We start from the raw sequence: 25,914 nt of genomic DNA on the forward strand, positions 1-25,914 counted from the left end.
ATGGCACATAACTCCACGGCCCCAGCAAGCTGCCACAGCACCTCCACCATGCGGATAGCGGCGGAAGGCACGCCCGTCCTGGCACTGGTGGGCGCGCCGAATTCCGGAAAATCCACACTCTTTAACGCATTGACCGGCGCGAAGGTCCAGACCGGCAACTGGCCGGGCACCTCGGTCGAGGTCAGCCGCGGGCTCTGGAATGCGCAGCCAGAGGCCTTCGACATCATCGACCTACCCGGCGCCTATTCCCTAGACCCCATGAGCCCCGATGAGGCCTTTACTAAGCAGATGCTCATTGACTGCCCCGCAGATGAGCGCCCCGATGTCGTCGTGGTCCTCGTGGACGCAACGGCCCCGGCCCGCGGGCTCAACTTGGCGCTGCAAATCGCCGCCGAGCCGTACCGCGTCGTCCTCGGCGTCACCAAGGAGGATATGGCCGAGCAACAGGGCATTAGCATCGATACTGATGCGCTCTCCCGCGCTACCGGCATGCCAGTGGTCAGCGTCAATGGACGGCGCCGGCGCAACCTCGACGGGTTGGAAAGCGCCGTGGCGCAGGCCATGCGCGCCGAGCCAATCATCATTCGCGAGGATTCTGGCCTGGATCAGCGCTTCGCGGATCTCGATGCCGCCGAAAAGGCCGCGGTCCACCGCGTGGAGGTGGGTGAGACCCTCACCCAGCGCGTCGACCGCGTGGTGCTGCACCCGGTGGTGGGCCCGCTGCTCTTCCTCGCGGTGATGTGGGCGGTCTTCTTCATCACCACCACGGTGGCAGGGCCCATGCAGGATGGCCTCGAGGACCTTATTACCGGTCCGGTCTCGGACGCTGCTCGCGCCGGGCTGGAAGCCATTGGCCTCGACCATTGGCTGATTACGGGCTTGCTTGTTGATGGCCTCATTGGCGGCGTCGGCATGGTCCTGACCTTCGCCCCGCTGCTGGCGCTGATGTTCTTGTGCCTCGCGGTGCTGGAGGATTCCGGCTATATGGCGCGCGCCGCGGTGGTCACCGATAGGGTGATGCGCTCGATTGGTCTGCCTGGCAAGGCCTTTATCCCCATCGTGGTGGGCTATGGCTGCAACGTGCCAGCGATTTCGGCCACGCGCGTGCTTGGCGATGTCCGCCACCGCATCCTTACCTGCCTGCTCATCCCGTTTACCTCGTGCTCGGCGCGCCTTATCGTCTTTATGATGCTGGCGCAGGTCTTTTTCCCAGATCACGCCGGATCGGCCGTCTTTGGCATGTATGTCTTATCCATCGCCTTGGTGGTTGCCGTGGGCTTAGCGCTGCGCAAAACGGTCTGGCGCGCCATGCCGTCCGAGGCGCTCGTTATTGACCTGCCGTCGTATCAGCTGCCCACGTTCAAGCTATCGCTTTCGGTCATGTGGGTGCGCCTGAAGGGGTTCTTACACACCGCAGGCGGCATCATCGTGGCCACGGTGGTGGTCATTTGGCTGCTCATGTCCATCCCGGTTACCGGTGGGCATTCCTTTGACGAGGAGGCCGTCCCGCCGGAGGACTCCGCCTATGGAGCGGTATCCAAGGCGATTTCCCCGGCGTTTGCGCCGGCTGGCTTCGATTCGTGGTCCCTGACCGGCCCGCTGGTAACAGGTTTTGTGGCGAAGGAAACACTGATTTCCACCTGGGCACAGACCTACGCCGTCGATGATGTCACGGATGCGGATCCTGAGGAACAGGCCGAGTCTTCGCTGGCCGATCACATCCGCAGCGACTTCGACGCCGCCTCCGGCGGACACGGCCTGGCCGCGGTGTGGGCGTATATGGTCTTCCTCTTGGCCTATACGCCGTGCGTAGCCACGGTGGCCGCGCAGCGGCGCGAAATTGGCTGGAAGTGGACGCTCATCGGCTTTGTGCTGCAGCTCGTCACGGCATGGGTTTTGGCCGTTGGCGTCTTCCAAGTGCTGAGGTTATTCCTATGAGCCCTACAGACAAGGTAAAAGAAGCGATCCGCGGCGGTCACTCCACGCCCGCGGATATCGCTCGGGCAACGGGATTAGGCCAGGGGACGGTGGAGGTTATCCTCGCCCACTTGGAACACAGCGCGCAGCTCGTGCGCGAATCGCTGTCCTCGTGCCCCACGGGTGGCTGCGGAAGTTGCTCGCACAGCGATGGTTGCTCCGGCGCCGAGGGCGGGCGCCGCGAACCGGTCCTATTGAAGCTTTCGGCCCGACCCTAATCCTGCAGCATCTGCAGCGCGGCCTTGTGCAGGCGGCCATTGGAGGCAATGGCCGATCCGCCGTGCGGCCCGGGATTGCCGGACAGATCCGTAAACGTGCCGCCGGCCTCGGTCACGAGCAGGGATGGGGCGGCGAGGTCCCAGAGGGAGACCTCCGGCTCGGTGGCGATATCGACGGCGCCTTCTGCCACGAGGCAATAGGACCAGAAATCGCCGTAGCCGCGCAGGCGCCACGTCTTATCCGTGAGGTTGAGGAACTTATCGCGCAACCCGCGCTCGGACCAGCCTGTCAGCGAGCTCATGGCCAGGGATGCGTGCCCAAGCTTTTCGATCTGGGAGACGTGCAGGCGCTTCGGCTCGCCGCCAAAAACACGGTAGGCACCGGCGCCTTTCGCCGCGTACCAGCGACGGCGCAGGGCAGGCGCGGAGACCACGGAGACGACCGGTTCGCCGTCCTCAAGCAGGGAAATAAGCGTGGCCCATACCGGCACGCCGCGCACGAAGTTCTTCGTACCATCGATGGGATCGATAACCCACTGGCGGCCTTCGTAGCAGGCCTGACCACCAAACTCTTCGCCCAAAACCTCATCGCGCGGGCGGGAACGCTTCAGCGAATCGCGGATGTGCTTCTCGCAGTTCAGATCCGCATCCGAAACCGGGGTCAGGTCCGGCTTTTCCTTGACGGAAAGGTCGGTGGCCTCAAAGCGATGCATCGTGACCACATCGGCGTGACCGGCTAACTCGAGAGCGAGACCTAAGTCTTCTTTGAATTTACCCACGGAGCCATTCCTCCATTTGTTGAACTACCTGTTTATTTCCGGCCAAGCACCACTCGACGCCACCGGCTTCTACCTTGCGGGCGGCACCACCGGCGGCTTCAATGAGAGCCTTGCCGGGGAACCAATCCCAATCCGCTACCGAATGCTGCATCCATGCGCCCCACGTGCCTTCTGCCACGGAGGCCAAGTCCACCGAACCGGCACCAAGCATACGGACTGTAGCAAAGTTTTCGGCCACCCGCTGCCACGCGGCACGAATTTCTGGATCCGCCAGCGACGTTGGGTGTAGGTAGGACGAGAGAGAGATTTCTTCTGCCGGCTTATCCTGCAGCTTGGCAACGTCCTTGCCATCGAGCGAGGTGGGGTAGTCGCGCCCGCCAAACCAGGTATAGCCCATGGCGGGGCGGTGGACGGCGCCGAGGGCGACCCCGGAGGCATCGGTAAGCGCGAGCGCCGAGCACCAATAATCCGAGCCAGAGGTGAAATTGTAGGTGCCATCCACCGGATCGATGACCCAGTTGCGCCCGGACTGGGACTCGCGGGCGGTGCCTTCCTCGCCCACGAGACCATCCTCAGGGCGCACGGCCTCTAGCACGCCGGCGATAAAGCGCTCGGCGGCGCGGTCCGCATCCGTGACCACGTCAGAAATAGAGGTTTTCTGCTCAACCGAGACGCCCATCTCGCGCAAGCGCCAAGCCAAGCGTCCGGCGTTATACACAAGCGCCTGCGCCAAATGGGCATCCCCATCGTCTGCATGCGCGACAATAAACGTTTTGATGACCGCATCGATCATCTCCTGCAAGCTTGGCTTTTGATCCATGCACACCATTGTCGCCCTAAATCCAGCCAATGGCTAATTCTGTGGGGGAGGTGGGTAAGATTGGGGCCTATGCGTCCCGAAGTAATTACACGGCTCAAGCAATTGGACACCACCCTGACCACCATTGAAAAGGTCATGGATCCGGAAGCCTTGGCTGCGCGCATTCGGGAGTTGGAAGCCCAAGCTGGGGATCCCTCGCTGTGGGATGACCCCGAGCACGCACAAAAGGTCACCTCTGAGCTGTCTTCAGCACAGGCAAAGGTCCGCAAACTGGAATCCTTGCGCGGGCGCTTAGATGATATGCCGGTGATGTACGAGCTCGCGGAGGAAGAAGGCACCGCCTCTATTGCCGATGAAGACCTTGCTGAGCTGGAAAGCGCTATCGAATCCCTCGAGGTAACAACCATGCTCTCCGGGGAATATGACCCGCGCGAGGCCGTGATCAATATCCGTTCCGGCGCCGGTGGGGTAGATGCGGCCGATTGGGCGGAAATGCTTATGCGCATGTACACCCGCTGGGCAGGAAAGCACGACCACAAGGTGGATATTTACGATATTTCCTATGCCGAGGAAGCAGGCATTAAATCCGCCACCTTCGTGGTGCATGGGGAATACATGTACGGCCAGCTTTCCGTGGAACAGGGCGCGCACCGCCTCGTGCGCCTTTCGCCCTTTGACAACCAGGGCCGGCGACAAACCTCCTTTGCAGAGGTCGAGGTCCTTCCTGTAGTGGAGCAAACGGACCACATTGACGTGCCAGATAATGAGGTGCGCGTGGATGTGTACCGTTCCTCCGGGCCTGGTGGACAATCGGTCAACACCACCGATTCCGCGGTGCGCCTGACCCATATCCCCACCGGCATCGTGGTCACCTGCCAGAACGAGAAGTCGCAGATCCAAAACAAGGCCTCTGCCATGCGGGTTTTGCAGGCAAAGCTCTTGGAACGCAAGCGCCAAGAAGAGCGGGCGGAGCTCGATGCGCTTGGCGCCGGCGGCAATGCCTCCTGGGGCAACCAGATGCGCTCTTATGTTTTGCACCCGTACCAAATGGTCAAAGACCTGCGCACCAATTTTGAATTGGGCGATCCTTCCAAGGTGCTCGACGGGGATATCGACGGTTTCTTGGAAGCCGGCATCCGGTGGCGCATGCAACAAGAGCGCGGTGAGGATTAACCTCAACCGCGCCCTGCAGGATTAAGCCGGGTAGTGCATCGGTGCGCCCGGTCCAAGTGGGATACCCAGCAGGTACCACACGATAAAGAAGATGAACCAGCCAACGATCATGGCGATGGAATACGGCAGCGCCAGCGACATCAGCGTGCCAACACCCGCTGGCTTGTAGTAGCGCTGCAGGAAGGTCAGTGCGAGGGCGAAGTACGGCGACATCGGTGTGATGATATTTGTCGGCGAGTCACCGATACGGAAGAGCATCTGGGAGACCTCGGGCGAGATGCCCACGTACATCATCATCGGGACGATCACCGGCGCCATCAGCGCCCACTGCGCGGAACCTGAGGTAATGAACAGGTTGAGGATTGCCACCATGGCCACGAGTGCGGCGAACATCAAGATGGGCGGCAGCGACCATGCCTGCAGCAGCTCAGAACCCTTAATCGCGGTCCAGACACCGAGGTTGGACCACTGGAACCACGCCAAGAACTGAGCGACGGCGAAAAAGAGCACCAGCATGGGGACCAAGGTCTTAATGCCTTTAGCCATGAAATCTGGCACGTCCGAGGCGGACTTCAGCGTGCCGGCGTAGATGCCGTAGACGATGCCGCAGACCAAGAACGCCAGGGCAATGGGAACCGCAATCGCGCTAATCAGCGGCGATTCCATGAAGCTATCTTCTTGGCTAGCGAGCGGGGAGCCTGGGATGAAGAGTAGGGCGAAGAATCCGGCGAGGAAGATGAGTAGCGCGATGCCAGAAGCGGTCAAGCCCTTTTGCTCCTCCGGCTTTACCCGCAGCTCGTCTTCTTCCTCGAAATCAACGTCGCTTTCTTCCTCGTCCGCCTCGTTATCAGCGGCGCCGGCGGCCTGGGAGAAGGAGACTTCCTCGTAATTGATCTTGTCGTGGTTGACCAGGTCGCGGGCCTTTTTCACCATGAACCATTCCGTGACGGCGGTGATGATAAGAGACAGCACGATGGCGGATGGGATGACGAAGAAGATATTGGCCAGCGGGCTGACCTCATAAGCCTCATCCACAAACTGTGCGGCAGGAGTGGAAATACCGGCCAGCAGGAGGTCAGTGATGTTGAGGATTAGCGAGGCGTTGAAGCCCGCCGAGGATGCCGCAAAGGCCACCATGGCACCCACGATGGGAGAGCGGCCCACCGAGTGGAAGGCCATCGCGCCCAGCGGGATGAGGATGACATAAATGGCATCCGAAGCCACGGAACCGGTCACGCCGGCCAGGGCGACGATGAAGGTAAGGAACTTCGGGCTGACCTTGGTCACCATGGCGCGCACGAGCGCGGACAAGAGCCCAGACTGCTCGGCCACGGCCACACCCAGCATCACGGCGAGGATGACGCCCAGTGGCGGGAAGCTCGTGAAGTTCTCCACCGCGTCCGTGACCATGCGCGAGATATTCTCGGTGGTCAGGAGGGATTCAACCTCGATGGTATCGCCGGATTTAGGATCCTCGGCGCTCATGCCAATTAAGTGGCCAATCCATGAGGTAATGGCGACGATGATCGCGAGGATGACGAAGAGCCAGAAAGGATCGGGGGAGTTTATTGCCAATCTTTTCTACGGTGCCTAAAAAGCCGCTTGCTTTCTCCGGTTTTTCTTTGGTTTTAGTCTCGGCCATAGTATCGGCACTTTCTGTCGATCGGGTCGGGCATCATTGCGTACCAGATTTTGTGTTCTAGACTACACTACTAAATAGCGTTCACAGGTCACTGTCAACTTTGGTTGCTACAGTGGCGGGGTGATTACTTTCAATAACGTGACTAAGGTGTATTCCGCCCAGTCCCGCCCCGCGCTCGATGGGGTGTCTTTTGAAATTGCGGACGGTGAGTTTGCGTTCCTCATCGGCCCTTCGGGGTCCGGAAAGTCCACTTTTCTTGAGCTCATGGTGCGCTATAGCAATGTGACCTCGGGCGATATTTACTTCGGTGACTTCCACGTCAACGAGCTAAGCGGCAAGGATATTAACGCCCTACGCCAATCCATTGGCTACGTATTCCAGGACTTTCGGCTGCTACCCAAGCTCAACGTGTACCAGAATGTGGCGTTTGCCCTGGAGGTCATCGGCAAGAGCAAGCACCGCATCTCCACCGCGGTGCCGCAGGTACTGGAGATGGTGGGGCTGGAAAACCGCCACCACGCAATGCCGCACGAGCTATCCGGTGGTGAGCAGCAGCGCGTGGCCATCGCGCGCGCTTTGGTCAATCGGCCGAAGCTCTTGCTTGCCGATGAACCCACGGGCAACCTCGATCCCGCGACCGCCGACGGGATCATGGACTTGCTGCTGCGCATCAACCGACGTGGCACCACCGTGGTGATGTCCACCCACAATTCCCGTGCCGTGGATAAGGCACAGAAACGCGTGCTGGAATTGCGCGAAGGCACGCTCGTTCGCGATGAGCACAATGCCACCTATTCGGCGCAGGAGGAGCAGGCATGAAGTTAGGATTCATCTTCCGCGAGGCCAGCAAGGGCTTGGGCCGCAACCTGACCATGACCATCGCGATGATCATTACCACGGCCATCTCTGTCGGCGCCGTGGTCGCCGGCATCATGGTCACCAACCTCACCAAGGATACGAAGGATATCTACTTGGACCGCGTGGAGGTCATGGTCCAGTTAAATGAGGATATTTCCGCCACAGATCCAGACTGCACCACCCCCGCCTGCGCGGATTTAAAAGAACAGCTGGAATCCGATAGTTCCGTAGAGTCCGTGGAATTTCGCAATCGGGAGGCCTCCTACGAGCGCTTCCGCGAATTATTCCAGGACACGGACCCGGTGATGGTGGAACAGACCTCGCCGGATGCGCTGCCTGCAGCATTGCACGTGCGCCTTGTTGATCCGGAGGAAGCCTCCGCCATCGATGCCGTGCGGGATAACCCGGCGGTAGAAGAGGTCGTGGACCAGCAAGAAGAGGTGCGTGAGGCGGCAAGCAACCTCGATTCCATCCGCACCGCCACCTTCATCGTGGCCATCGTGATGTCCATTGCGGCCATCTTCTTGGTGGCCAATATGGTACAAATCGCCGCTTTCCACCGCACTCGCGAGACCGAAATCATGCGCATGGTGGGCGCCTCGCGCTGGATGACGCAAGCGCCGTTCGTGGTAGAAGCCGTGCTCGCCTCCTTCATCGGTGTGGTCCTGGGTGGAGCCGGATTGCTGGTGGCGAAGTCCCAAGTGATAGATCCTGCGCTGCAGGGCCTGTATGAATCGCAGTTGCTGGCACCGATGAAGTCCGGCGATCTGTGGCTGGCGCTACCGCTGGTGGGGCTCCTTGCCTTGGTGGTTACCGCTGCCACCGCGCAGATTACCCTGCGTTCTTATGTCCGCCGCTAAGCCGTTTGCCGGGTGCGGTAAACGAGCAGTACACTGAGGCAATTATGGCTAAAAAGGGCAAGAAGAATAAGAAGGCGGCATCCGGGGACGCCACGCTTGCGACCAACCGCCGGGCCCGGCACGACTATAAGATCCTCGAAGAATTCGAGTGCGGCATCGTCCTGCTCGGCACGGAGATCAAATCCCTCCGGGAGGGAAAGATCTCGCTCAATGATGCCTTCGCCACCATTGATAATGGCGAGGTGTACCTGCGGAACTTACACATCCCGGAGTATTCGATGGGGTCGTGGACCAACCACAGCCCGCGGCGCACCCGCAAGCTCTTGCTGCACCGCCGGGAGATCGACAAGCTCTACGGGCAGGTGCGCAATGGTAATAAAACCTTGGTGCCGCTCAAGGTGTACCTCAAAAATGGGTACGCGAAGTTGTCGCTGGCGCTCGCGCAGGGTAAGCAGGATTATGACAAGCGCGAAGACATCAAGCGGCGCGACCAGAACCGCGAAATCACCCGCGAGCTCGGCCGCCGCGTGAAGGGGATTAATGCTTAAAACGGTAAAGGTTCACGATGCAGTCAAGGGCGAGGACTCCATTTCCGGAACCGGCGTATTGGTAGACCGCCTGTGGCCGCGGGGCATCGCCAAGGCGGACCTGGACTATGATGAATGGTTTAAGGACGTGGCGCCCAGCCCCGAGCTGCGCAAGTGGTGGGACCATGACGAGGATTCCTTCCAGGAGTTTTCGCGCCGCTACCGCGCCGAGCTCGATGACCGCGAGTCCGAGGAACTCACCCGGTTGCTCTCCTTGGCAAAGGAGGGGGACCTCACCCTGCTCTTTGGTGCTGCCGACCGCGAGATTAACCACGCGGTGGTCTTAAAAGACTGGCTGGAAGAGCACTTGGAGAAATAAAAGCGTCTGCGGTAGTGTTGGAATAACCGTAGGGAATGATGCACTATCCCGTCCCTACAGTGCTATGGGGTTGATTTGGTTTCGACTTCGTACACTGCGCCAGGGGAAGCGTGCCGGTGAAGGCTATCGACCACCGTTTAAGCGTCGTAGCAAACAAATAAACGCAGAGAAGAACTCTCAGCGTGACTACGCCCTCGCTGCCTAATTACAGCGACGCGTGTCTGTCAGCCTAGGTTTTGTTCCTGACCTAGAACCTGGCATCGACTAAGGAACTTGCCGTCTGGCTGTGTCATCAGGACCAGATGGGACTCTTACTGGTGACTGGGCCCATCATCCGGTACGAGTTCGCCCGAACCGGAGGGCCGAGCAGAGATCATGTGCGAACTGCGCACGGAGAAGCCCTGGCAAGGTGACGAAGGACCCGGGTTCAAGTCCCGGCAGCTCCACCAAGAGCCCCAGCTAGATTCAGTTCTAGCTGGGGCTTTTCTCATAAAATCCATCCGCGCGGGGGTAGGGTAGGCGGGTATCGATTTGTCCTCGCAACAGGGGTTTTCTTTCGCAAATGCAGCGCGTTTCTACGGTCGGGACGATGCTCTTTAGGAAAGGTTACCCTCAACCTTGATTGGTTAAGGTGACTTAAGATAAGTTAATGGGGCATTTGTTTCTCGTCTATAAGGAAAGCACAATGAAGAAAATTCATCGCGCTCTTTTGTCTGTCGTAGCTGTCGCCTCCTTGGCACTTACCGCATGTAGCACTGCGGAAGAAGAGGACCAGGGTTCGAATAAGGGGACATCGGAAAGCGCACTGCAGATCGAAGATAATAACGGCACCCACGAGCTGGACGTACCGTTCGAGCGCGTCGCGGTAACGGATAACCGCGCCTTCGAAATCCTCGCGGACTGGGACCTCAATATCGTGGCTGCCCCGCTCGGCATTGTCCCAGATACCCTCTCGGACAAGATCAATGAAGACTCGATCGAGGCCAACCTGGGTATGCACCGCGAACCTGACCTGGAAGCACTGGTTGCCGCAGAGCCGGACATCGTCATCAACGGTCAGCGCTTCACCCAGCACCAGGCTGATATCGAGGCACTGATGGAAGATACCCCGGTCCTCGACTTCTCCCCGCGCGACGATAAGGACATGGCGGAAGAACTCATCCGCCAGACCGAAGCACTGGGCAAGATCTTTGACCACGAAGATGAAGCAAAGAAGCTTGTCGATGACTTCAACAAGGCGCTGGACCGCGCCAAGGATGCCTACGATCCTGAGAAGACCGTCATGGCAGTCAACACCTCCGGTGGCGATATTAACTACATCGCCCCAGGCAAGGGCCGCTTCTTCGGGCCATTCTTTGACCTGCTGGGCATGAAGCCATCCCTCGAGGTGGAAAACGCCAGCGATGACCACGAGGGCGATGACATCTCCGTCGAGGCAATCGCTGATTCCAACCCTGACTACATCCTCATCATGGACCGCGACGGTGCTATTGCCAAGGATGAAGCAGGCTACACCCCAGGTAAGAAGCTGGTAGAGGATTCCGCGGCACTCAAGAACGTGACTGCCGTGAAGGAAGGCAAGATCGTTGCCGCTCCGCAGGATACCTACACCAATGAAAACATCATTACCTTCACGGAGACGCTCAACGCGATGGCAGACGCGTTTGAAAAGAACTAGCCACCACTAAAAACCGGAAACCGGAGGGATTTTGTGCCCTCCGGTTTTCAGGTGCGTAAAGGATAGTTATGGAAACCACCACCCGCACAAAGGTCTGGGACTGGAAGCTGGGCCTTGGCATACTCATCGTCGCCGCGTTGCTCGTTACCTCTTTGTTGACCGGGCAGTACGACGTTTTTGGCGCTGATGATGGCGCCGCCATGTTCGGCATTACCCGCTTACCGCGCACCATTGCCTTGGTGCTCGCCGGCGCGGCCATGGCCGTTAGCGGCCTGGTCATGCAGCTGCTTACCCAAAACCGCTTCGTTGAACCATCTACCACCGGCACCACGGAGTGGGCCGGGCTGGGCCTGCTCTTCGTCATGGTCGTCGCACCCACGTCCTCGATTCTAGTGAAGATGATAGGTGCGGTGATCTTTTCCTTCCTGGGTACCGTCGTATTCTTCCTCTTCTTACGCCGGGTGACCCTGCGCTCCTCGCTCATCGTGCCGATCATCGGCATCATGCTGGGTGCCGTGGTGTCTGCGGTCTCGACGTTTTTCGCCCTGATGACGGATATGCTCCAGCAATTGGGAATCTGGTTCATGGGTTCATTCACCGCGGTATATAAGGGCCAATACGAGGTTTTGTGGCTGGTCCTCTTGGTGCTGGTGGCGGTGTATATCTATGCTGACCGCCTCACGGTTGTTGGTTTGGGCGAGGACGTTGCTACCAACGTTGGGCTGAACTATAACCGCATGTTGTTGCTTGGAACCGGCCTCATTGCCATTGCTACGGGCGTGGTCACCGTTGTCGTAGGATCTCTGCCATTCCTCGGGCTTATCGTGCCCAATATCGTCTCTATGGTGCGCGGCGATGACCTGCGTTCCAACGTGCCCTGGGTGTGCTTGCTGGGCATCGGCATCGTCACGGTATGTGACCTGGTGGGCCGCGTGATCATCGCCCCATTCGAGATGCCGGTTTCGGTGATTCTGGGAGTCATCGGCGCCATCGTCTTCATCATCATGATTGTGAGGTCGACCCGTGCGAACTAAGATGTCCGCCCCGCCCAAGAAATACTGGATCACCCTGGCCTGCGTATGGGGCCTAGCTGTGGCGCTGGCCTTTGCGTACCTGGCCTATGGCAACCCGATGGAATTTGGCACCCGCAAGTTTTGGCTCATTGCCCAGCGGCGTGCTGATGCCCTCATTGCCATGGCGATTGTCGCCGTGTGCCAAGCCATGGCCACGGTGTCTTTTCATACCGTGACGAATAACCGTATTTTGACGCCATCCATCATGGGCTTTGAGTCACTGTATGTTGCCATCAATACGGCGACCATTTTCTTCCTGGGTGCTAGTGGGCTTAACGATGCCCGCACTGTGCCCACCTTCCTGATGCAAATGGCCGTCATGGTGGGGCTTTCCTTGGTGCTCTACTCGTGGTTGCTGACCAATAGGAAGCAGAATATGCATGCCATGCTGCTGGTCGGTGTGGTCATCGGTGGTGGCCTGGGCTCGCTATCGACCTTTATGCAGCGCATGCTTTCCCCCAGCGAATTCGACGTGCTTACCGCGCGCCTGTTTGGCTCCGTCAACAACGCCGAATCCGAGTACTATCCCATTGCCATTCCCGTCGTGGCCATTGCCACCACGCTTCTGGTGCTCAATGCGCGTAAGCTCAATGTGATTTCCTTAGGCGCTGACGTCAGCACCAACCTGGGCGTGAACCATAAAGTGCATGCGATCTACACGCTGATTTTGGTCTCGTTGTTGATGGCGACGACGACCGCGCTGGTAGGTCCTATGACCTTCCTGGGCTTTTTGGTAGCGACGCTGGCCTATCAATTCGCCGATACCTACGATCACCGCTATATCTTTCCGATGGCGGTGGGGCTAGCATTCTTCGTGCTCATTGCGGCGTACTTCCTCATGCAACACGTATTTTCCGCCCAAGGCGTGGTGTCCATCATCATTGAGCTAGTAGGTGGCTCCGTGTTCCTGTTTGTCATTATGCGAAAGGGCCGACTGTGATCGAATTAAAAAACGTTTCTAAAACCTATTCCGCCGAAACTGCTATTGGTCCGCTCAACCTGACCATCCCGCAGGGAGGCATTACCGCGTTGGTGGGGCCGAATGGTGCGGGCAAGTCCACGATGCTCACCATGGTTGGGCGGCTGCTCGACATGGATGAAGGCAGCATCGAAATCGCCGGCTATGACATCCAATCCAGCAAGTCCGCTGACTTAGCGAAGATCGTGTCCATCCTGCGGCAAGAAAATCACTTCGTCACGAAACTTACCGTGCGCCAGCTCGTGGGCTTTGGCCGCTTCCCGTACACCAAGGGGAGGCTCAACCAACACGATGAAGAGGTTATTTCTAAATACATCCACTTCCTGCACTTGGAAGAATTGCAGCACCGTTACCTTGACCAGCTTTCCGGTGGTCAGCGCCAGCGCGCCTACGTAGCTATGGTGCTGTGCCAAGAAACCGATTACGTCTTATTGGATGAGCCGCTAAATAACCTGGACATTTCGCACTCGGTGGACATGATGCGCCACCTGCGCGAAGCCGCCCAGGAGCTGGGCCGCACAGTCATCGTGGTCTTGCATGACATCAACTTTGCTGCGCGCTACGCGGACTATATCTGCGCCTGCAAAAACGGCCAGATTGTCGAATTCGGCCCAGCCGAGGACATTATGCGGGACGATATCTTGACCCCCATCTTTAATACTCCGGTCCGCGTAATCGATGGGCCCGATGGAAAGATCGCCTGTTATCACTAAAAACAGGCGCTGTGCTGGGGGTTTGCGTTGTGTTGTGGGGTGGTATAAATTTTAGCGAGTCGCCGAGAGGTAGCCGGTTGGTTACTTTTGAGTGACTTTTTGTACTGACTTGGCTCGAGGATTTGACTTGGTTCAGGTTGTTGGGTAGGTTGGTACGAGCCGCCGCTGAGAGGTTAACGTTTGGTTAATTTTCTTGTGGTGTGTGGATGTTGTTTGAGAACTCAATAGTGTGCCAATGTACTTATTTTTTATTTTTGTGTGCATGGTTGTGTGTTGATTGGTCTGTTGGTCGGCAAGCCTAGATTTGGTTTGTTGGTTGGTGTGTGCCGGTAAGGTGTTGGAATACGCATCTTTTTGAATACTGTTTAGTGTTTCGGCTGCATTGATGGATTGGTTGGCATGTGATTGTGTTCAACTTTTTTGTCTCCCTTTTTTGTGCCCCGTCGGGTTGGGGAGGCAGTGATTTTTTCTTTGTAGTAATTTTTGGACGCCAGCATGGGCCTGCTTTTGTGGGTTTGTGGTGGTTTGTTCTTTTGGTTAGGTTTGGGCTTTTCACGGCCTTTTCAGTGTTGTGCTGAAATTCTTTTTGTGGAGAGTTTGATCCTGGCTCAGGACGAACGCTGGCGGCGTGCTTAACACATGCAAGTCGAACGGAAAGGCCCTGCTTGCAGGGTACTCGAGTGGCGAACGGGTGAGTAACACGTGGGTGATCTGCCCTGCACTTCGGGATAAGCTTGGGAAACTGGGTCTAATACCGGATAGGAGCCATCTTTAGTGTGGTGGTTGGAAAGTTTTTTCGGTGTAGGATGAGCTCGCGGCCTATCAGCTTGTTGGTGGGGTAATGGCCTACCAAGGCGGCGACGGGTAGCCGGCCTGAGAGGGTGTACGGCCACATTGGGACTGAGATACGGCCCAGACTCCTACGGGAGGCAGCAGTGGGGAATATTGCACAATGGGCGCAAGCCTGATGCAGCGACGCCGCGTGGGGGATGAAGGCCTTCGGGTTGTAAACTCCTTTCGCTAGGGACGAAGCTTTTTGTGACGGTACCTAGATAAGAAGCACCGGCTAACTACGTGCCAGCAGCCGCGGTAATACGTAGGGTGCGAGCGTTGTCCGGAATTACTGGGCGTAAAGGGCTCGTAGGTGGTTTGTCGCGTCGTCTGTGAAATTCTGGGGCTTAACTCCGGGCGTGCAGGCGATACGGGCATAACTTGAGTGCTGTAGGGGTAACTGGAATTCCTGGTGTAGCGGTGAAATGCGCAGATATCAGGAGGAACACCGATGGCGAAGGCAGGTTACTGGGCAGTTACTGACGCTGAGGAGCGAAAGCATGGGTAGCGAACAGGATTAGATACCCTGGTAGTCCATGCCGTAAACGGTGGGCGCTAGGTGTGAGGGTCTTTCTACGACTTTCGTGCCGTAGCTAACGCATTAAGCGCCCCGCCTGGGGAGTACGGCCGCAAGGCTAAAACTCAAAGGAATTGACGGGGGCCCGCACAAGCGGCGGAGCATGTGGATTAATTCGATGCAACGCGAAGAACCTTACCTGGGCTTGACATACACCAGATTGGGCTAGAGATAGTTCGTCCCTTTGTGGTTGGTGTACAGGTGGTGCATGGTTGTCGTCAGCTCGTGTCGTGAGATGTTGGGTTAAGTCCCGCAACGAGCGCAACCCTTGTCTTATGTTGCCAGCATTTGGTTGGGGACTCATGAGAGACTGCCGGGGTTAACTCGGAGGAAGGTGGGGATGACGTCAAATCATCATGCCCCTTATGTCCAGGGCTTCACACATGCTACAATGGTCGGTACAACGCGCTGCGACACTGTGAGGTGGAGCGAATCGCTGAAAGCCGGCCTTAGTTCGGATTGGGGTCTGCAACTCGACCCCATGAAGTCGGAGTCGCTAGTAATCGCAGATCAGCAATGCTGCGGTGAATACGTTCCCGGGCCTTGTACACACCGCCCGTCACGTCATGAAAGTTGGTAACACCCGAAGCCGGTGGCCTAAACGTGTTAGGGAGCCGTCGAAGGTGGGATCGGCGATTGGGACGAAGTCGTAACAAGGTACCCGTACCGGAAGGTGCGGGTGGATCACCTCCTTTCTAAGGAGCTTTTACTAGGCTGCAGTTGCAGCCATGACCCACAGTTGTGGGTTGTCCACTGTTGTTTGATGGTGGGTTGGTGGTTGAGTGGGCGAGTGTTCTGCTGCCACCGAATTTGGAAATTCCGGGTAGGACATACACCTTAATCAGCAGGGTCTAAGTGTTGAGACAGTGCTTTGTGACATGCGTAAAAGTGTCCATGCAGGCAAAAATGAGTGTTGATTGTACGTTGGTGCATTGTTGGGTGTCTGGGGCATTATCCCCCTTTTTTGTGTGCCTGACTGGTTGATGGATGCCATTCATTGTGGTGGTGTTTGTTGCTGGTTTGGGGTGTTGTGTGAGAACTGTATAGTGGACGCGAGCATCTCACATGATGCCATCTGCTTGTGTGTGGGTGGTGTTGTGTGTGTGATGTGATTTTTCTTTTTGTTTATTTTGTCAAGTTCACTTGTTGCTGCCACATGCTGGCTGCATGGCTTCGTGTTGTGTGGTTTGTGTGTGGTGGTTGGTGTGTTCGTTATTTAGGGCGCATGGTGGATGCCTTGGCATGCTGAGCCGATGAAGGACGTGTAAGGCTGCGTTAAGCCTCGGGGAGTTGTCAATAAAGCGTTGATCCGAGGATGTCCGAATGGGGAAACCTGGCCCTGGTTATGTGGGGTTACCCTTCAGTGAATTCATAGCTGTTGTGGGGGTTACGCGGGGAAGTGAAACATCTCAGTACCCGTAGGAGGAGAAAATAATAATGATTCTGCTAGTAGTGGCGAACGAACGTGGATGAGGCTAAACCGTGTGCATGTGATACCTGGTAGGGGTTGTGTGTGCGGTGTTGTGGGGCCTGATTTTGTGTCATCTACCAGTGGCACGCCCTTTTTGCATTGTTGTTAGGTGAAGTGGTTTGGAATGGCCTACCGGAGTAGGTGAGAGTCCTGTAGCTGAAGATGATGATGTGGGGGTTGTTGGGTTCCCGAGTAGCAACGGGCTCGTGGAATCTGTTGTGAATCTGCCGGGACCACCCGGTAAGCCTAAATACTCAGTGTGACCGATAGTGGATAGTACCGTGAGGGAATGGTGAAAAGTACCCCGGGAGGGGAGTGAAATAGTTCCTGAAACCATGTGCTTACAATCCGTCAGAGCACTTTTTATAGTGTGATGGCGTGCCTTTTGAAGAATGAGCCTGCGAGTCAGCGGCATGTCGCGAGGTTAACCCGTGTGGGGTAGCCGTAGGGAAACCGAATCCTAATGGGGTGATAAGTGGCATGTCCTGGACCCGAAGCGGGGTGATCTACCCATGGCCAGTGTGAAGCAGCTGTAAGAGGTTGTGGAGGCGCGAACCCACGTAGGTTGAAAACTGCGGGGATGAGCTGTGGGTAGGGGTGAAAGGCCAATCAAACTCCGTGATAGCTGGTTCTCCCCGAAATGCATTTAGGTGCAGCGTCGTATTAGCTTGGTGGAGGTAGAGCGACTGGTTGGTTGAGCGGGACTACAATCTTAGCAATGTCAGCCAAACTCCGAATGCCATCAATTGTGTTGTGCGGCAGTGAGACTGTGGGGGATAAGCTTCATAGTCGAGAGGGAAACAGCCCAGATCGCCGGTTAAGGCCCCTAAGGGTGTACTAAGTGGAAAAGGATGTGGGATCGCGAAGACAGCCAGGAGGTTGGCTTAGAAGCAGCCATCCTTGAAAGAGTGCGTAATAGCTCACTGGTCGAGTGGTTCTGCGCCGACAATGTAGTGGGGCTCAAGTACACCGCCGAAGCCGCGGCAAGCAACATTTTTTTGTTGTTTGGGTAGGGGAGCGTCGTGCATGGGTGGAAGCGTTACCGTGAGGAGGCGTGGACTGTGTGCGAGTGAGAATGCAGGCATGAGTAACGAATTGTAAGGTGAGAATCCTTACCGCCGGATGACTAAGGGTTCCTGGGTCAAGTTCGTCTTCCCAGGGTGAGTCGGGACCTAAGGCGAGGCCGACAGGCGTAGTCGATGGATAACCAGTTGATATTCTGGTACCCGTACATGTGCGCCCATGATAAAGCACGGATACTAACCACTGCGGATACGCTACCTTTTCACTTTTTTGAGTGTTGGTGGTGTTGATGTCGTGGGGCCTGATGTGTGGTTCAAGTGATGGGGTGACGCAGTGAGGTAGCCGCGCCACTTAGTGGATTGGTGGTGTAAGCGTGTAGGCCGTGTGGTAGGTAAATCCGCCACACATAGAGGTTGAGGCGTGATGCGTAGACCCTAAAAGGGTTGATGGTGGTGATCCTGTACTGTCGAGAAAAGCCTCTAGCGAGTGTGTGTATGGCCCGTACCCTAAACCGACACAGGTGGTCAGGTTGAAGATACTAAGGCGTTCGGGTGAACTGTGGTTAAGGAATTCGGCAAAATGCCCCCGTAACTTCGGGAGAAGGGGGGCCCTGTGACGTGAAGACCCTGTGCGGTTGGAGTGTTGTGGGGTCGCAGAGAATAGAGGGAAGCGACTGTTTATCAAAAACACAGGTCCATGCGAAGACGTTAAGTTGATGTATATGGACTGACGCCTGCCCGGTGCTGGAAGGTTAAGAGGACCGGTTAGTTAACGTTTGTTAGCGAAGCTGAGAATTTAAGCCCCAGTAAACGGCGGTGGTAACTATAACCATCCTAAGGTAGCGAAATTCCTTGTCGGGTAAGTTCCGACCTGCACGAATGGCGTAACGACTTCTCTGCTGTCTCGACCACAGGCCCGGTGAAATTGCATTACGAGTAAAGATGCTCGTTACGCGCGGCAGGACGAAAAGACCCCGGGACCTTCACTATAGCTTGGTATTGGTGTTTGGTTCGGTTTGTGTAGGATAGGTGGGAGACGTTGAGGCTATCACGCTAGTGGTGGTGGAGTCGTTGTTGAAATACCACTCTGATCGGATTGAGCATCTAACCTTGGCCCATGATCTGGGTTGGGGACAGTGCCTGGTGGGTAGTTTAACTGGGGCGGTTGCCTCCCAAAATGTAACGGAGGCGCCCAAAGGTTCCCTCAGCCTGGTTGGCAATCAGGTGGTGAGTGTAAGTGCACAAGGGAGCTTGACTGTGAGACAGACATGTCGAGCAGGGACGAAAGTCGGGACTAGTGATCCGGCACCTACTTGTGGATGTGGTGTCGCTCAACGGATAAAAGGTACCCCGGGGATAACAGGCTGATCTTCCCCAAGAGTCCATATCGACGGGATGGTTTGGCACCTCGATGTCGGCTCGTCGCATCCTGGGGCTGGAGTAGGTCCCAAGGGTTGGGCTGTTCGCCCATTAAAGCGGCACGCGAGCTGGGTTCAGAACGTCGTGAGACAGTTCGGTCTCTATCCGCCGCGCGCGTTGAAACTTGAAGAAGGCTGTCCCTAGTACGAGAGGACCGGGACGGACGTACCTCTAGTGTGCCAGTTATCCCGCCAGGGGTATCGCTGGTTGGCTACGTACGGAAGGGATAACCGCTGAAAGCATCTAAGCGGGAAGCCTGTTTTAAGATGAGGTTTCTTTTGAGGTCCCCTAAAGACTATGGGGTAGATAGGCCAGACTTGGAAGCACTGTAAGGTGTGAAGGCTACTGGTACTAATTGACCAAAACAAACACACCACAACAACCCCCGAACACCACGTGTGGGGATGATTGTTGGGTGGACTTGTGAAGCGAGTAAACAAACAAAAATACACATTATCGTGTGTGTCGCGTCCACTATGCAGTATCTGACACAACACCACACACAGTGGGTAGTGTTCTGATAGGTTTGTCGGTGGTTCATAGCTACAGGGAAACGCCCGGTCCCATTCCGAACCCGGAAGCTAAGCCTGTACGCGCTGATGGTACTGCAACCGGGAGGTTGTGGGAGAGTAAGTCACCGCCGACACCAAACAACAAAACAACAAAATAAAGTTCGTACCGAGAGGGGCAAGGACACCGATTTCTACGGAGTCTTTGCCCCTCTTTTTCGTGATCCCATAATTTTCTATAATGAAGCCTATGAGGACTCTTGCACAGGCGGTAACCGCTCTCGTTCGGACCAATGACCCAGACCTGTACAAGGGTTCCCGCGCCGTTTATTACAGCGACCGAATATATGAAGCCGCTGAGCTATTAGAACAGGCAGTGGAGGATCCTGCGCAACTTCTCGGCATTATGCCGCCGAGTCCATCCGACATTGTGCTTGTTTCCCTAGACGCAGTAGAAGAGGTCCTCAAGACTATTCCGAGGGTGAATGACTATGCCCATGCCGTAAGGGATGCCGGCGAAGTCTTGGCGCGGGTAGTTCCTTTCGCGGCGCAGCAAGCTAGTTACTCCGGTAGCGCTTTGGCTGATTGGTTTATACGAATGAATGAGATTCTTCCGGCCGAAGAAATAGACCTCGACCCAGTCTTTTTGGCACCTGCTCTCGGGGAAGAGGGCGTGGCCTGCATCCGCTCGTGGTATGCTTCACAACAGGTCGGTGGCTACGTGGGGCGTCGGCTAGCGGTGCTTGAAGGCAGTGCTGAAGCCGTTCTTCGGACCCATGGTCTCAAGGGAAGTGCGGCGTTGCGATATGAGGAGATCATTGGCGGCCTTTGTGACATCGGCCGCTATGGTCTTGCCTTCGATTGGTCCGAGAAGGCGGTTAACGAGTGCGCCGTGGAGGAAACCCGAAATATAGCCTCGGGTTGGGCTGTTCTTGCCAGGGAGCATTTTCCCGAACATTCGGAACGCGTCGCCCGAAAAGTATTCGATACGTACCCGGAACTACCGTCCGCTCAGGAACTCTATGCAGTCGCCCCCGACAAGGCGGAATCGGCGGCGCATATACAACACACGTTGGAGGATAAGCCATGGGATTTGGTGATGTTTCAGCACTTGTGCCTTGAAGACCCTGGACTTGCCTGGAGCACCGTCGTTAAGGCGGGAATGGAACGGCCAATGGCGCAACGGTTCCTCGATGACCTCCCGGCGCAGGTCCTTCCTTTCGTTCGCGACAATGTCACAACTTACCTAGATTCGACGAAGGTCGGTCGTGACATGGGCATCGAGCTGCTGCAGACCATGAGAGAAAAGTCGTCGGAGCTGGGAGCGCCCTGGGATGCGGATTTCAACACGCTCTTGACAGATCTACGGTGCCGCTATGCAGAGCGGTATGTCGTCTTAAGGAGACTGGACGAGGTTTCCTTTATCACTTGATTCGGCTACCGAGAAAACGCTCAATTTGTGCCTATGGGTGAGAAGGGAGTCAGCAGTACGACGTGACCACAGCAAAGCGCCGGCAATGCTCACAGGGTGGTGTACAAATCGCTTTACTTGTTGTAAACATGTTTACATGAGCGAGTCAGTAATTAGTTTGCGCGTTAACGCGAAGCAGAAAGAGCGCCTAGATGCGCTTGCTTCGCGGACTGGGCGGACTGGGGCCTTCTATCTTCGCAAGGCCCTAGATTCCTACCTAGATGAACTTGAGTATGTGTATGCGCTTGAAGCCGAAGCCGAAGCAGCACGACGCGGAGAATTGGACACAATCTCCCTGCAGGACTTAGAGGACGAGTGTGGCTTGGTCGATTGAGTTCACCCCGCGTGCGGCAAAGTCGTTTCGGAAGCTTGACAAACCCGTGCAGAAACAAATCAGTAAGTTTCTTCGCGAGGTAGCAGAGTTAGACGATCCCCGTGTGCGCGGTAAAGGACTCGTTGCGGACAAGTCTGGATTGTGGCGATGGAGAGTAGGGGATTATCGGGTGATTGTTTCTATCCTCGATGAAGCTGTGGTCGTCAACGTCATCGATGTAGGACACCGACGCAATATTTACCTTTAGCCATTTGACATAGGTAAAAGAAAAAGCACCAGAAACAATCTGGTGCTTGAGAGTCCTAGCTAGAGGACGAGTAGGTCATAGCGGGTTGCTTTGACATCGGAAAGCCGCTTGCGGGCGCGCTCTAGGCGCTGCCATTGTTCCTGGGGGATGGATTTGCGGGCGATGGTGACGGTTTCAGCATCGGGGGTTCCCCAAGCAATGGGCATGGGGGAGATTTGCTGCCAATGCTCTTTATCGGAGGTGGAACGCTGGCCGGATACGGCGGCGACCGGAACCTTGGTGCCAACGGTGCGTTGGACGCCGGGGATGGAAGACACCGTGCGCAGGCACGCGCCCCAGCGTGGGGGAAGGGACGGATCCACATTAGTATTTACCAAGGCAAGAAGGATCATATCTCGTTCGTTGACCTGTGCGATGACGGCGGGAGCGAGCGGATAAGAATCATAGAGGGATTGGGCCGTTCCTACCTTGCTTGCGGCGGCGACGCCGACGATGGCAACGACGATGCCAAAGAGGATGAGCCCTAAGCCCAAGGTGATTCCCCAGGAAAAGCTCCACCAAACAGCGGCACCGGCGATGATCAGGATGAGGCCGAAGATAAGCCCGGACACGCGAAGCCGGTTGGAATCACGCAATAACTCGTTATTGGCCTTGGCAAAGGACTCGTCAACGTCGAACTTAAAGATCTTCATTGGCCTAAGTCTACTGCGTCCATGAGCCGGTAGGCATATCCTTGCTCGGCGAGGAAGCGTTGGCGGTGCATGGCGTAGTCCGCATCTAGGCTGTCGCGGGTGACCAGGGTATAAAAGAGCGCCTCGGTTTCCTTCGGGCGCAGCAGGCGGCCGAGGCGTTGGGCCTCTTCTTGGCGGGAGCCAAAGGTGCCGGAGACCTGGATGGCTAGTGCAGCTTCGGGCAGGTCAATGGAGAAGTTGGCCACCTTGGAAACGACGAGGATGGCCAGCTCGCCCTCGCGGAATTGCTGGAAAAGTTTTTCGCGCTTGGCGGTAGAGGTGGTGCCATCAATGACGGGGGCATCGAGGTGTTCACCTAATTCGCGCAGTTGGTCCACGTATCCGCCGATGATGAGCGCTTGCTGGTCGTGGGAAGCAAGGATCTTATCGACGGCGCGGAGCTTGGCCGAGGCCTGTGCAGCGATGCGGTAGCGATCGCGCGGCTGCGCGGTGGCATAGAGCATGCGTTCTTCCGGATCCATATCCACGCGGACTTCGATGCACTCCGCGGTGGCGATATAGCCGGCCATTTCCAGCTCTTTCCACGGCGCGTCGTAACGCTTCGGGCCGATGAGGGAGAACACATCGCCTTCACGGCCATCCTCGCGCACGAGGGTGGCGGTAAGCCCTAGCCGGCGCCGCGATTGCAAGTCTGAGGTCATGCGGAATACGGGTGCGGGAAGCAGGTGGACCTCGTCGTAGATGATAAGGCCCCAGTCGCGGGAATCGAAGAGCTCGAGGGCGCGGTATTCACCGTTTGTTTTCCGCGTGACCACTTGATAGGTGGCGATGGTAATCGGCTTGATTTCCTTCTTCTCGCCGGAGTATTCGCCGATATCGTTTGGAGAAAGCGTGGTGCGGCGCAGGAGTTCGTCGCGCCACTGGCGGCCGGCGACGGTATTGGTAACCAAGATGAGGGTGGTGGATTGCGCCTTTGCCATGGCGGCGGCTCCCACGATGGTTTTGCCGGCACCGCAGGGCAGCACGACGACGCCGGAGCCGCCGGACCAGAAGGCATCGGTGGCGTATTCCTGGTAATCGCGCAGGTGCCAGCCGTCCTCGTTGAGTGAGATGGGGTGGGATTCGCCGTCGATATAGCCGGCGAGGTCTTCGGCGGGCCAGCCGGCCTTGAGGAGTTCCTGCTTGAGGCGGCCGCGCTCAGAGGGTGCGACGGCGATGGTGTTGTCATCAATGCGCGCACCAAGCAGTTTTCCTACCTTGCCACGGGAGAGCTCGGTAAGGATGGCAGGCTCTTCTGATTCGAGGATGAGCGCGTGGGCGGGGTGGGCGTGGAGGCGGACTCGGCCGTAGCGTGACATGGTCTCGGCGACATCGACAAGCAGCGATTGCGGGACCGGGAACCGGGAGTAGGTTTCTAGGACATCGACGACCTGCTCGGCGTCGTGCCCGGCGGCGCGGGCATTCCAGAGTGCCAGGGAAGTAATGCGGTAGGTATGCACGTGCTCTGGGGCGCGCTCCAGCTCCGCGAACGGCGCGAGGGCGGTGCGCGCAGCTGCGGAATCTGGATGATCGACTTCCAGCAAGACGGTCTTGTCCGACTGCACAATCAGTGGTCCGTTCATGCGTCTAGGGTAACGGAGGTGATGCGGTGCAGGGGAAACCGGATGGTGGAGCCATCGGCGGCGCGGGCATCGATTTGGCCACCGGCGACGGTCAGTGGGGTGACGGTGCGGGTCTTGGTATTGCCATTTTTATCGGCGTAGCCAATGGTGATGGGGCGTGCGGTGCGCGCGGCGGCGTGGACCAGATCCAGGTTGGGCAGGCTCGGGGCCTCGCCGGTGGTGAGGTTGCGCAGCGCACGCGCGATATCCGGCGGCGCGGCCTGGGCGCGAGGGCTGGGTGTGGGAAGCGTTGCGGGCTCGGGCGCGATGGACAGGCTAGCGCCGTTTTCGTCCTCGGCAGCGGGGGAGAGGCCGTTTTCGCGCAGGCGCTCCAACAGCTCGCTGACGCGCAGCTGGGAAATCGCGACCGTGGGGGCCAGCAGGCGCAGCGGGGCGGCCTTCGCGGCGATCTGCAAGAGGGCTGGGTCCTCGCTGCGCAGGTAGGACAGGGCAGGGCCGGAGCGCAAGGTGCCGTGGCGCTTGGCGATGTCCTCGATGTGGAACTCCAATGTATGCGGGACATCGCCATGCGCGGCGAAGAAATCGCGGATTTCAGTGCCCGTCATCCCGCGGTCCAGGCCGCGGCGAAGAGAGGCATCGCTAATCCGGTAGACGCTGGCGAGTCCAGGTGATTCCAAGTCCGCGAGGGACTCCAGGGTGTGGTGGGCCGCGGGCTCGAGGGGGCCTGGCACGAGCACGGTCATATCCGCCTGGACCAGGAAATAATCGATGGTGTCGGGGGTGAGGGAATCGGCGGCATCGAAGCCATCGATAAGCACGCTGGTGGCTCGCCCGAGCGCGATGGCACCGATCCATTCGGCCTCGCGGTGCAGCTCCTCGATGGTCTCTGGGGAGGTGTGCGTTGCAAAAAGGGGAAAGGAAAAATGCAGATCCGCTTGAAATTCCGCTGCGGAAAGCGGTTCTGCGGAGTGGAGATACACATCGAGGATATGCCGGCGGAACTTGGGCAGGCGATCGGTGCTGGCAGCGAGCACCCGGCCCGATTCCCACGGGGTCCACGGAGAATGTTCCCAGGCCGCGAGGAGCACTCGCCACTGGGCGGCTAGTCCTGCATCGAGCCACTCTTGGGCGGAGTCGGTGGGCGCAAGGAAGTTTCCCTCGTACCCGGATGGTTCGCCGCGGTTGATAAGCCGCGCAGATAGACCAAGCGTAATCAGGCGGCGCAGTTCTAGTTCCGCGATGTCCAGCTGCTTGCTGAGCTGGGCAAGGGGGCGCACGCCGACGGTCTTATCCTTGAGCAGCTCGATCGGCCGGGCGCCGAGGGCAGAAATCAGCTGTTGCATGCCGCGCACCACGGACAGGCCCGCGGCGGTGCCGGCGTCATCGGCCTTGCGGTCAGCGGTGGGCTCGCCGCGCCGCGCGGAGGGCTCGGTGGGAATGTGCGGGACGGTGTGCCCCTTCATGGCGCGGTGCACCTCGCGCGGGAGGCGAACGGTCTGGGAGTCGACGCGCTGCAAAAGCTGCTTCGCAATCAGCCGCGGCACGGGGTGGGACGGATTGGTCTCGCGGGTGGTACCGATGCCATTGGAGCGCGCCAGGGTGGCAAGGACGTGGCGTTCGTCTTCAGCAAGGGCATCGATTGTCGCGGGCGATACCTCGAGCTGATTAAGCAGCGACCAGCCGGTGGGCAGCGCGGGCATGACCTCCGGCGGAATCTGCACCGCGCCGAAGGCGAGGCCGCGGTCCTTGAGTTCGCGGGTTATGGCGGGATTGTGGTCTTCTACCTCTGCAAGCTCGCCGCCGCGCTTGGCGATGTCCTCCAGCTCCGCCAACTGCTGCGCGTTACACTCCGCTAGCGCTTGGGCGATGGAGGTGCGCAAGAGGAGCCGCGTGGCCAGTGCCGCGATGGAGGGCGGCAGCGGGGTTAAAACGTCGGGGCGGTGGCGAAGGATGGTGGCCAGTTCCTCTTCTGAAAGGGAATTAAGCCAGGTGCGAAAATGCGGGAGGTGGGAGGACTGAGTCATGATAAATCACAATTTTAGC

Annotated in this window: 19 protein-coding genes, 3 rRNA genes, 1 other RNA gene and 1 pseudogene; 18 read left to right on the top strand and 6 right to left on the bottom strand. The window is 57.7% G+C overall.

What is annotated here, in order from left to right:
- Both feoB and EL217_RS03310 read left to right on the top strand, forming a co-directional pair.
- Window positions 1-1,938, top strand: a complete 1,938-nt coding sequence (gene feoB / locus EL217_RS03305) for a ferrous iron transport protein B (RefSeq protein ID WP_172596706.1) — start codon at window positions 1-3, stop codon at window positions 1,936-1,938.
- Window positions 1,935-2,195, top strand: coding sequence for a hypothetical protein (locus EL217_RS03310; RefSeq protein WP_023016941.1), 261 nt, complete (start codon window positions 1,935-1,937; stop codon window positions 2,193-2,195). Before feoB ends, EL217_RS03310 begins: the two co-directional genes overlap by 4 nt.
- On the opposite strand, the gene hisN is transcribed toward EL217_RS03310, so the two are convergent.
- Together hisN and EL217_RS03320 are read right to left on the bottom strand one after the other, a co-directional pair.
- On the bottom strand, window positions 2,192-2,974 hold the full coding sequence (hisN, locus tag EL217_RS03315; protein WP_023016942.1) for a histidinol-phosphatase: 783 nt from the start codon (window positions 2,972-2,974) through the stop codon (window positions 2,192-2,194). The two genes, EL217_RS03310 and hisN, sit on opposite strands and share 4 nt — an antisense overlap.
- Window positions 2,967-3,803 carry an inositol monophosphatase family protein gene (locus EL217_RS03320; RefSeq protein ID WP_005281837.1) on the bottom strand — a complete coding sequence of 279 codons (837 nt, stop codon included), beginning with the start codon at window positions 3,801-3,803 and terminating at the stop codon, window positions 2,967-2,969. Before EL217_RS03320 ends, hisN begins: the two co-directional genes overlap by 8 nt.
- A gap of 60 nt (window positions 3,804-3,863) precedes the next feature.
- On the opposite strand from EL217_RS03320, the gene prfB reads away from it, so the two are divergent.
- On the top strand, window positions 3,864-4,967 hold the full coding sequence (gene prfB, locus EL217_RS03325; RefSeq protein WP_126318562.1) for a peptide chain release factor 2: 1,104 nt from the start codon (window positions 3,864-3,866) through the stop codon (window positions 4,965-4,967).
- A gap of 21 nt (window positions 4,968-4,988) precedes the next feature.
- Here prfB and EL217_RS03330 read toward each other — a convergent pair.
- Window positions 4,989-6,609 (bottom strand): annotated as a pseudogene (locus EL217_RS03330) (AbgT family transporter).
- Between the two features lie 120 nt (window positions 6,610-6,729).
- Between EL217_RS03330 and ftsE the strand changes: the two are divergent.
- The 15 genes from ftsE (at window position 6,730) to EL217_RS03405 (ending at window position 21,557) form a co-directional block, all read left to right on the top strand.
- Entirely contained in the window at window positions 6,730-7,428 is a 699-nt protein-coding gene (ftsE, locus tag EL217_RS03335) for a cell division ATP-binding protein FtsE (RefSeq protein WP_126318564.1), read from the top strand.
- Window positions 7,425-8,327, top strand: coding sequence for a permease-like cell division protein FtsX (ftsX, locus tag EL217_RS03340; protein WP_126318566.1), 903 nt, complete (start codon window positions 7,425-7,427; stop codon window positions 8,325-8,327). The genes ftsE and ftsX overlap by 4 nt, the downstream gene beginning before the upstream one ends.
- A gap of 44 nt (window positions 8,328-8,371) precedes the next feature.
- A complete protein-coding gene (gene smpB, locus EL217_RS03345; protein ID WP_023016945.1) occupies window positions 8,372-8,875 on the top strand; it encodes an SsrA-binding protein SmpB in 504 nt (167 codons plus the stop codon).
- Window positions 8,868-9,233, top strand: coding sequence for a DUF488 domain-containing protein (locus EL217_RS03350; protein ID WP_126318568.1), 366 nt, complete (start codon window positions 8,868-8,870; stop codon window positions 9,231-9,233). Before smpB ends, EL217_RS03350 begins: the two co-directional genes overlap by 8 nt.
- 66 nt (window positions 9,234-9,299) lie before the next feature.
- Window positions 9,300-9,682: a transfer-messenger RNA gene (ssrA, locus tag EL217_RS03355) on the top strand.
- A gap of 236 nt (window positions 9,683-9,918) precedes the next feature.
- A complete protein-coding gene (locus EL217_RS03360) occupies window positions 9,919-10,911 on the top strand; it encodes a siderophore ABC transporter substrate-binding protein (protein ID WP_420026255.1) in 993 nt (330 codons plus the stop codon).
- A gap of 68 nt (window positions 10,912-10,979) precedes the next feature.
- On the top strand, window positions 10,980-11,945 hold the full coding sequence (locus EL217_RS03365) for an ABC transporter permease (RefSeq protein WP_005277614.1): 966 nt from the start codon (window positions 10,980-10,982) through the stop codon (window positions 11,943-11,945).
- A 1-nt stretch (window position 11,946) separates the two neighbouring features.
- On the top strand, window positions 11,947-12,924 hold the full coding sequence (locus tag EL217_RS03370) for an iron chelate uptake ABC transporter family permease subunit (protein ID WP_005277616.1): 978 nt from the start codon (window positions 11,947-11,949) through the stop codon (window positions 12,922-12,924).
- A complete protein-coding gene (locus EL217_RS03375) occupies window positions 12,921-13,676 on the top strand; it encodes an ABC transporter ATP-binding protein (RefSeq protein ID WP_005277617.1) in 756 nt (251 codons plus the stop codon). The genes EL217_RS03370 and EL217_RS03375 overlap by 4 nt, the downstream gene beginning before the upstream one ends.
- Before the next feature lie 585 nt (window positions 13,677-14,261).
- Window positions 14,262-15,779: ribosomal RNA gene (locus EL217_RS03380) — 16S ribosomal RNA — on the top strand.
- 510 nt (window positions 15,780-16,289) lie between these two features.
- Window positions 16,290-19,370 (top strand): 23S ribosomal RNA (locus tag EL217_RS03385).
- A gap of 154 nt (window positions 19,371-19,524) precedes the next feature.
- Window positions 19,525-19,642, top strand: a 5S ribosomal RNA gene (gene rrf, locus EL217_RS03390).
- Together the 16S, 23S and 5S rRNA genes form the textbook arrangement of a ribosomal RNA operon.
- A 113-nt stretch (window positions 19,643-19,755) precedes the next feature.
- A complete protein-coding gene (locus tag EL217_RS03395) occupies window positions 19,756-20,937 on the top strand; it encodes a hypothetical protein (RefSeq protein WP_005281849.1) in 1,182 nt (393 codons plus the stop codon).
- Window positions 20,938-21,073: 136 nt separating this feature from the next.
- Entirely contained in the window at window positions 21,074-21,310 is a 237-nt protein-coding gene (locus tag EL217_RS03400; protein WP_005279821.1) for a hypothetical protein, read from the top strand.
- Window positions 21,294-21,557, top strand: coding sequence for a type II toxin-antitoxin system RelE family toxin (locus EL217_RS03405; protein WP_023017564.1), 264 nt, complete (start codon window positions 21,294-21,296; stop codon window positions 21,555-21,557). The genes EL217_RS03400 and EL217_RS03405 overlap by 17 nt, the downstream gene beginning before the upstream one ends.
- Before the next feature lie 59 nt (window positions 21,558-21,616).
- Here the strand turns inward: EL217_RS03405 and EL217_RS03410 are convergent, their stop codons facing one another.
- From EL217_RS03410 to EL217_RS03420, 3 genes are read right to left on the bottom strand one after another with little or no spacing between them, the layout of a single operon-like run.
- Window positions 21,617-22,249: a DUF3239 domain-containing protein gene (locus EL217_RS03410; RefSeq protein ID WP_005279823.1), complete on the bottom strand. Its 633-nt coding sequence runs from the start codon at window positions 22,247-22,249 to the stop codon at window positions 21,617-21,619.
- Window positions 22,246-23,871 (bottom strand): DNA repair helicase XPB, encoded by a 1,626-nt coding sequence (locus tag EL217_RS03415; RefSeq protein ID WP_126318574.1) that lies wholly within the window; start codon window positions 23,869-23,871, stop codon window positions 22,246-22,248. The genes EL217_RS03410 and EL217_RS03415 overlap by 4 nt, the downstream gene beginning before the upstream one ends.
- Window positions 23,868-25,895, bottom strand: a complete 2,028-nt coding sequence (locus EL217_RS03420) for a helicase-associated domain-containing protein (RefSeq protein WP_126318576.1) — start codon at window positions 25,893-25,895, stop codon at window positions 23,868-23,870. Before EL217_RS03420 ends, EL217_RS03415 begins: the two co-directional genes overlap by 4 nt.
- Window positions 25,896-25,914: the final 19 nt, after the last annotated feature.

It is taken from the genome of Corynebacterium segmentosum, from assembly GCF_900637825.1.
Lineage (GTDB): Bacteria > Actinomycetota > Actinomycetes > Mycobacteriales > Mycobacteriaceae > Corynebacterium > Corynebacterium accolens.

Excerpts from the sequence above, each read along its gene's own strand:
- feoB (WP_172596706.1), top strand. The coding sequence starts at position 1 with ATGGCACATAACTCCACGGCCCCAGCAAGCTGCCACAGCACCTCCACC.
- EL217_RS03310 (WP_023016941.1), top strand. The coding sequence starts at position 1,935 with ATGAGCCCTACAGACAAGGTAAAAGAAGCGATCCGCGGCGGTCACTCC.
- EL217_RS03320 (WP_005281837.1), bottom strand. The coding sequence starts at position 3,803 with ATGGTGTGCATGGATCAAAAGCCAAGCTTGCAGGAGATGATCGATGCG.
- prfB (WP_126318562.1), top strand. The coding sequence starts at position 3,864 with ATGCGTCCCGAAGTAATTACACGGCTCAAGCAATTGGACACCACCCTG.
- ftsX (WP_126318566.1), top strand. The coding sequence starts at position 7,425 with ATGAAGTTAGGATTCATCTTCCGCGAGGCCAGCAAGGGCTTGGGCCGC.
- smpB (WP_023016945.1), top strand. The coding sequence starts at position 8,372 with ATGGCTAAAAAGGGCAAGAAGAATAAGAAGGCGGCATCCGGGGACGCC.
- EL217_RS03350 (WP_126318568.1), top strand. The coding sequence starts at position 8,868 with ATGCTTAAAACGGTAAAGGTTCACGATGCAGTCAAGGGCGAGGACTCC.
- EL217_RS03360 (WP_420026255.1), top strand. The coding sequence starts at position 9,919 with ATGAAGAAAATTCATCGCGCTCTTTTGTCTGTCGTAGCTGTCGCCTCC.
- EL217_RS03365 (WP_005277614.1), top strand. The coding sequence starts at position 10,980 with ATGGAAACCACCACCCGCACAAAGGTCTGGGACTGGAAGCTGGGCCTT.
- EL217_RS03370 (WP_005277616.1), top strand. The coding sequence starts at position 11,947 with ATGTCCGCCCCGCCCAAGAAATACTGGATCACCCTGGCCTGCGTATGG.
- EL217_RS03395 (WP_005281849.1), top strand. The coding sequence starts at position 19,756 with ATGAGGACTCTTGCACAGGCGGTAACCGCTCTCGTTCGGACCAATGAC.
- EL217_RS03400 (WP_005279821.1), top strand. The coding sequence starts at position 21,074 with ATGAGCGAGTCAGTAATTAGTTTGCGCGTTAACGCGAAGCAGAAAGAG.
- EL217_RS03410 (WP_005279823.1), bottom strand. The coding sequence starts at position 22,249 with ATGAAGATCTTTAAGTTCGACGTTGACGAGTCCTTTGCCAAGGCCAAT.
- EL217_RS03415 (WP_126318574.1), bottom strand. The coding sequence starts at position 23,871 with ATGAACGGACCACTGATTGTGCAGTCGGACAAGACCGTCTTGCTGGAA.
- EL217_RS03420 (WP_126318576.1), bottom strand. The coding sequence starts at position 25,895 with ATGACTCAGTCCTCCCACCTCCCGCATTTTCGCACCTGGCTTAATTCC.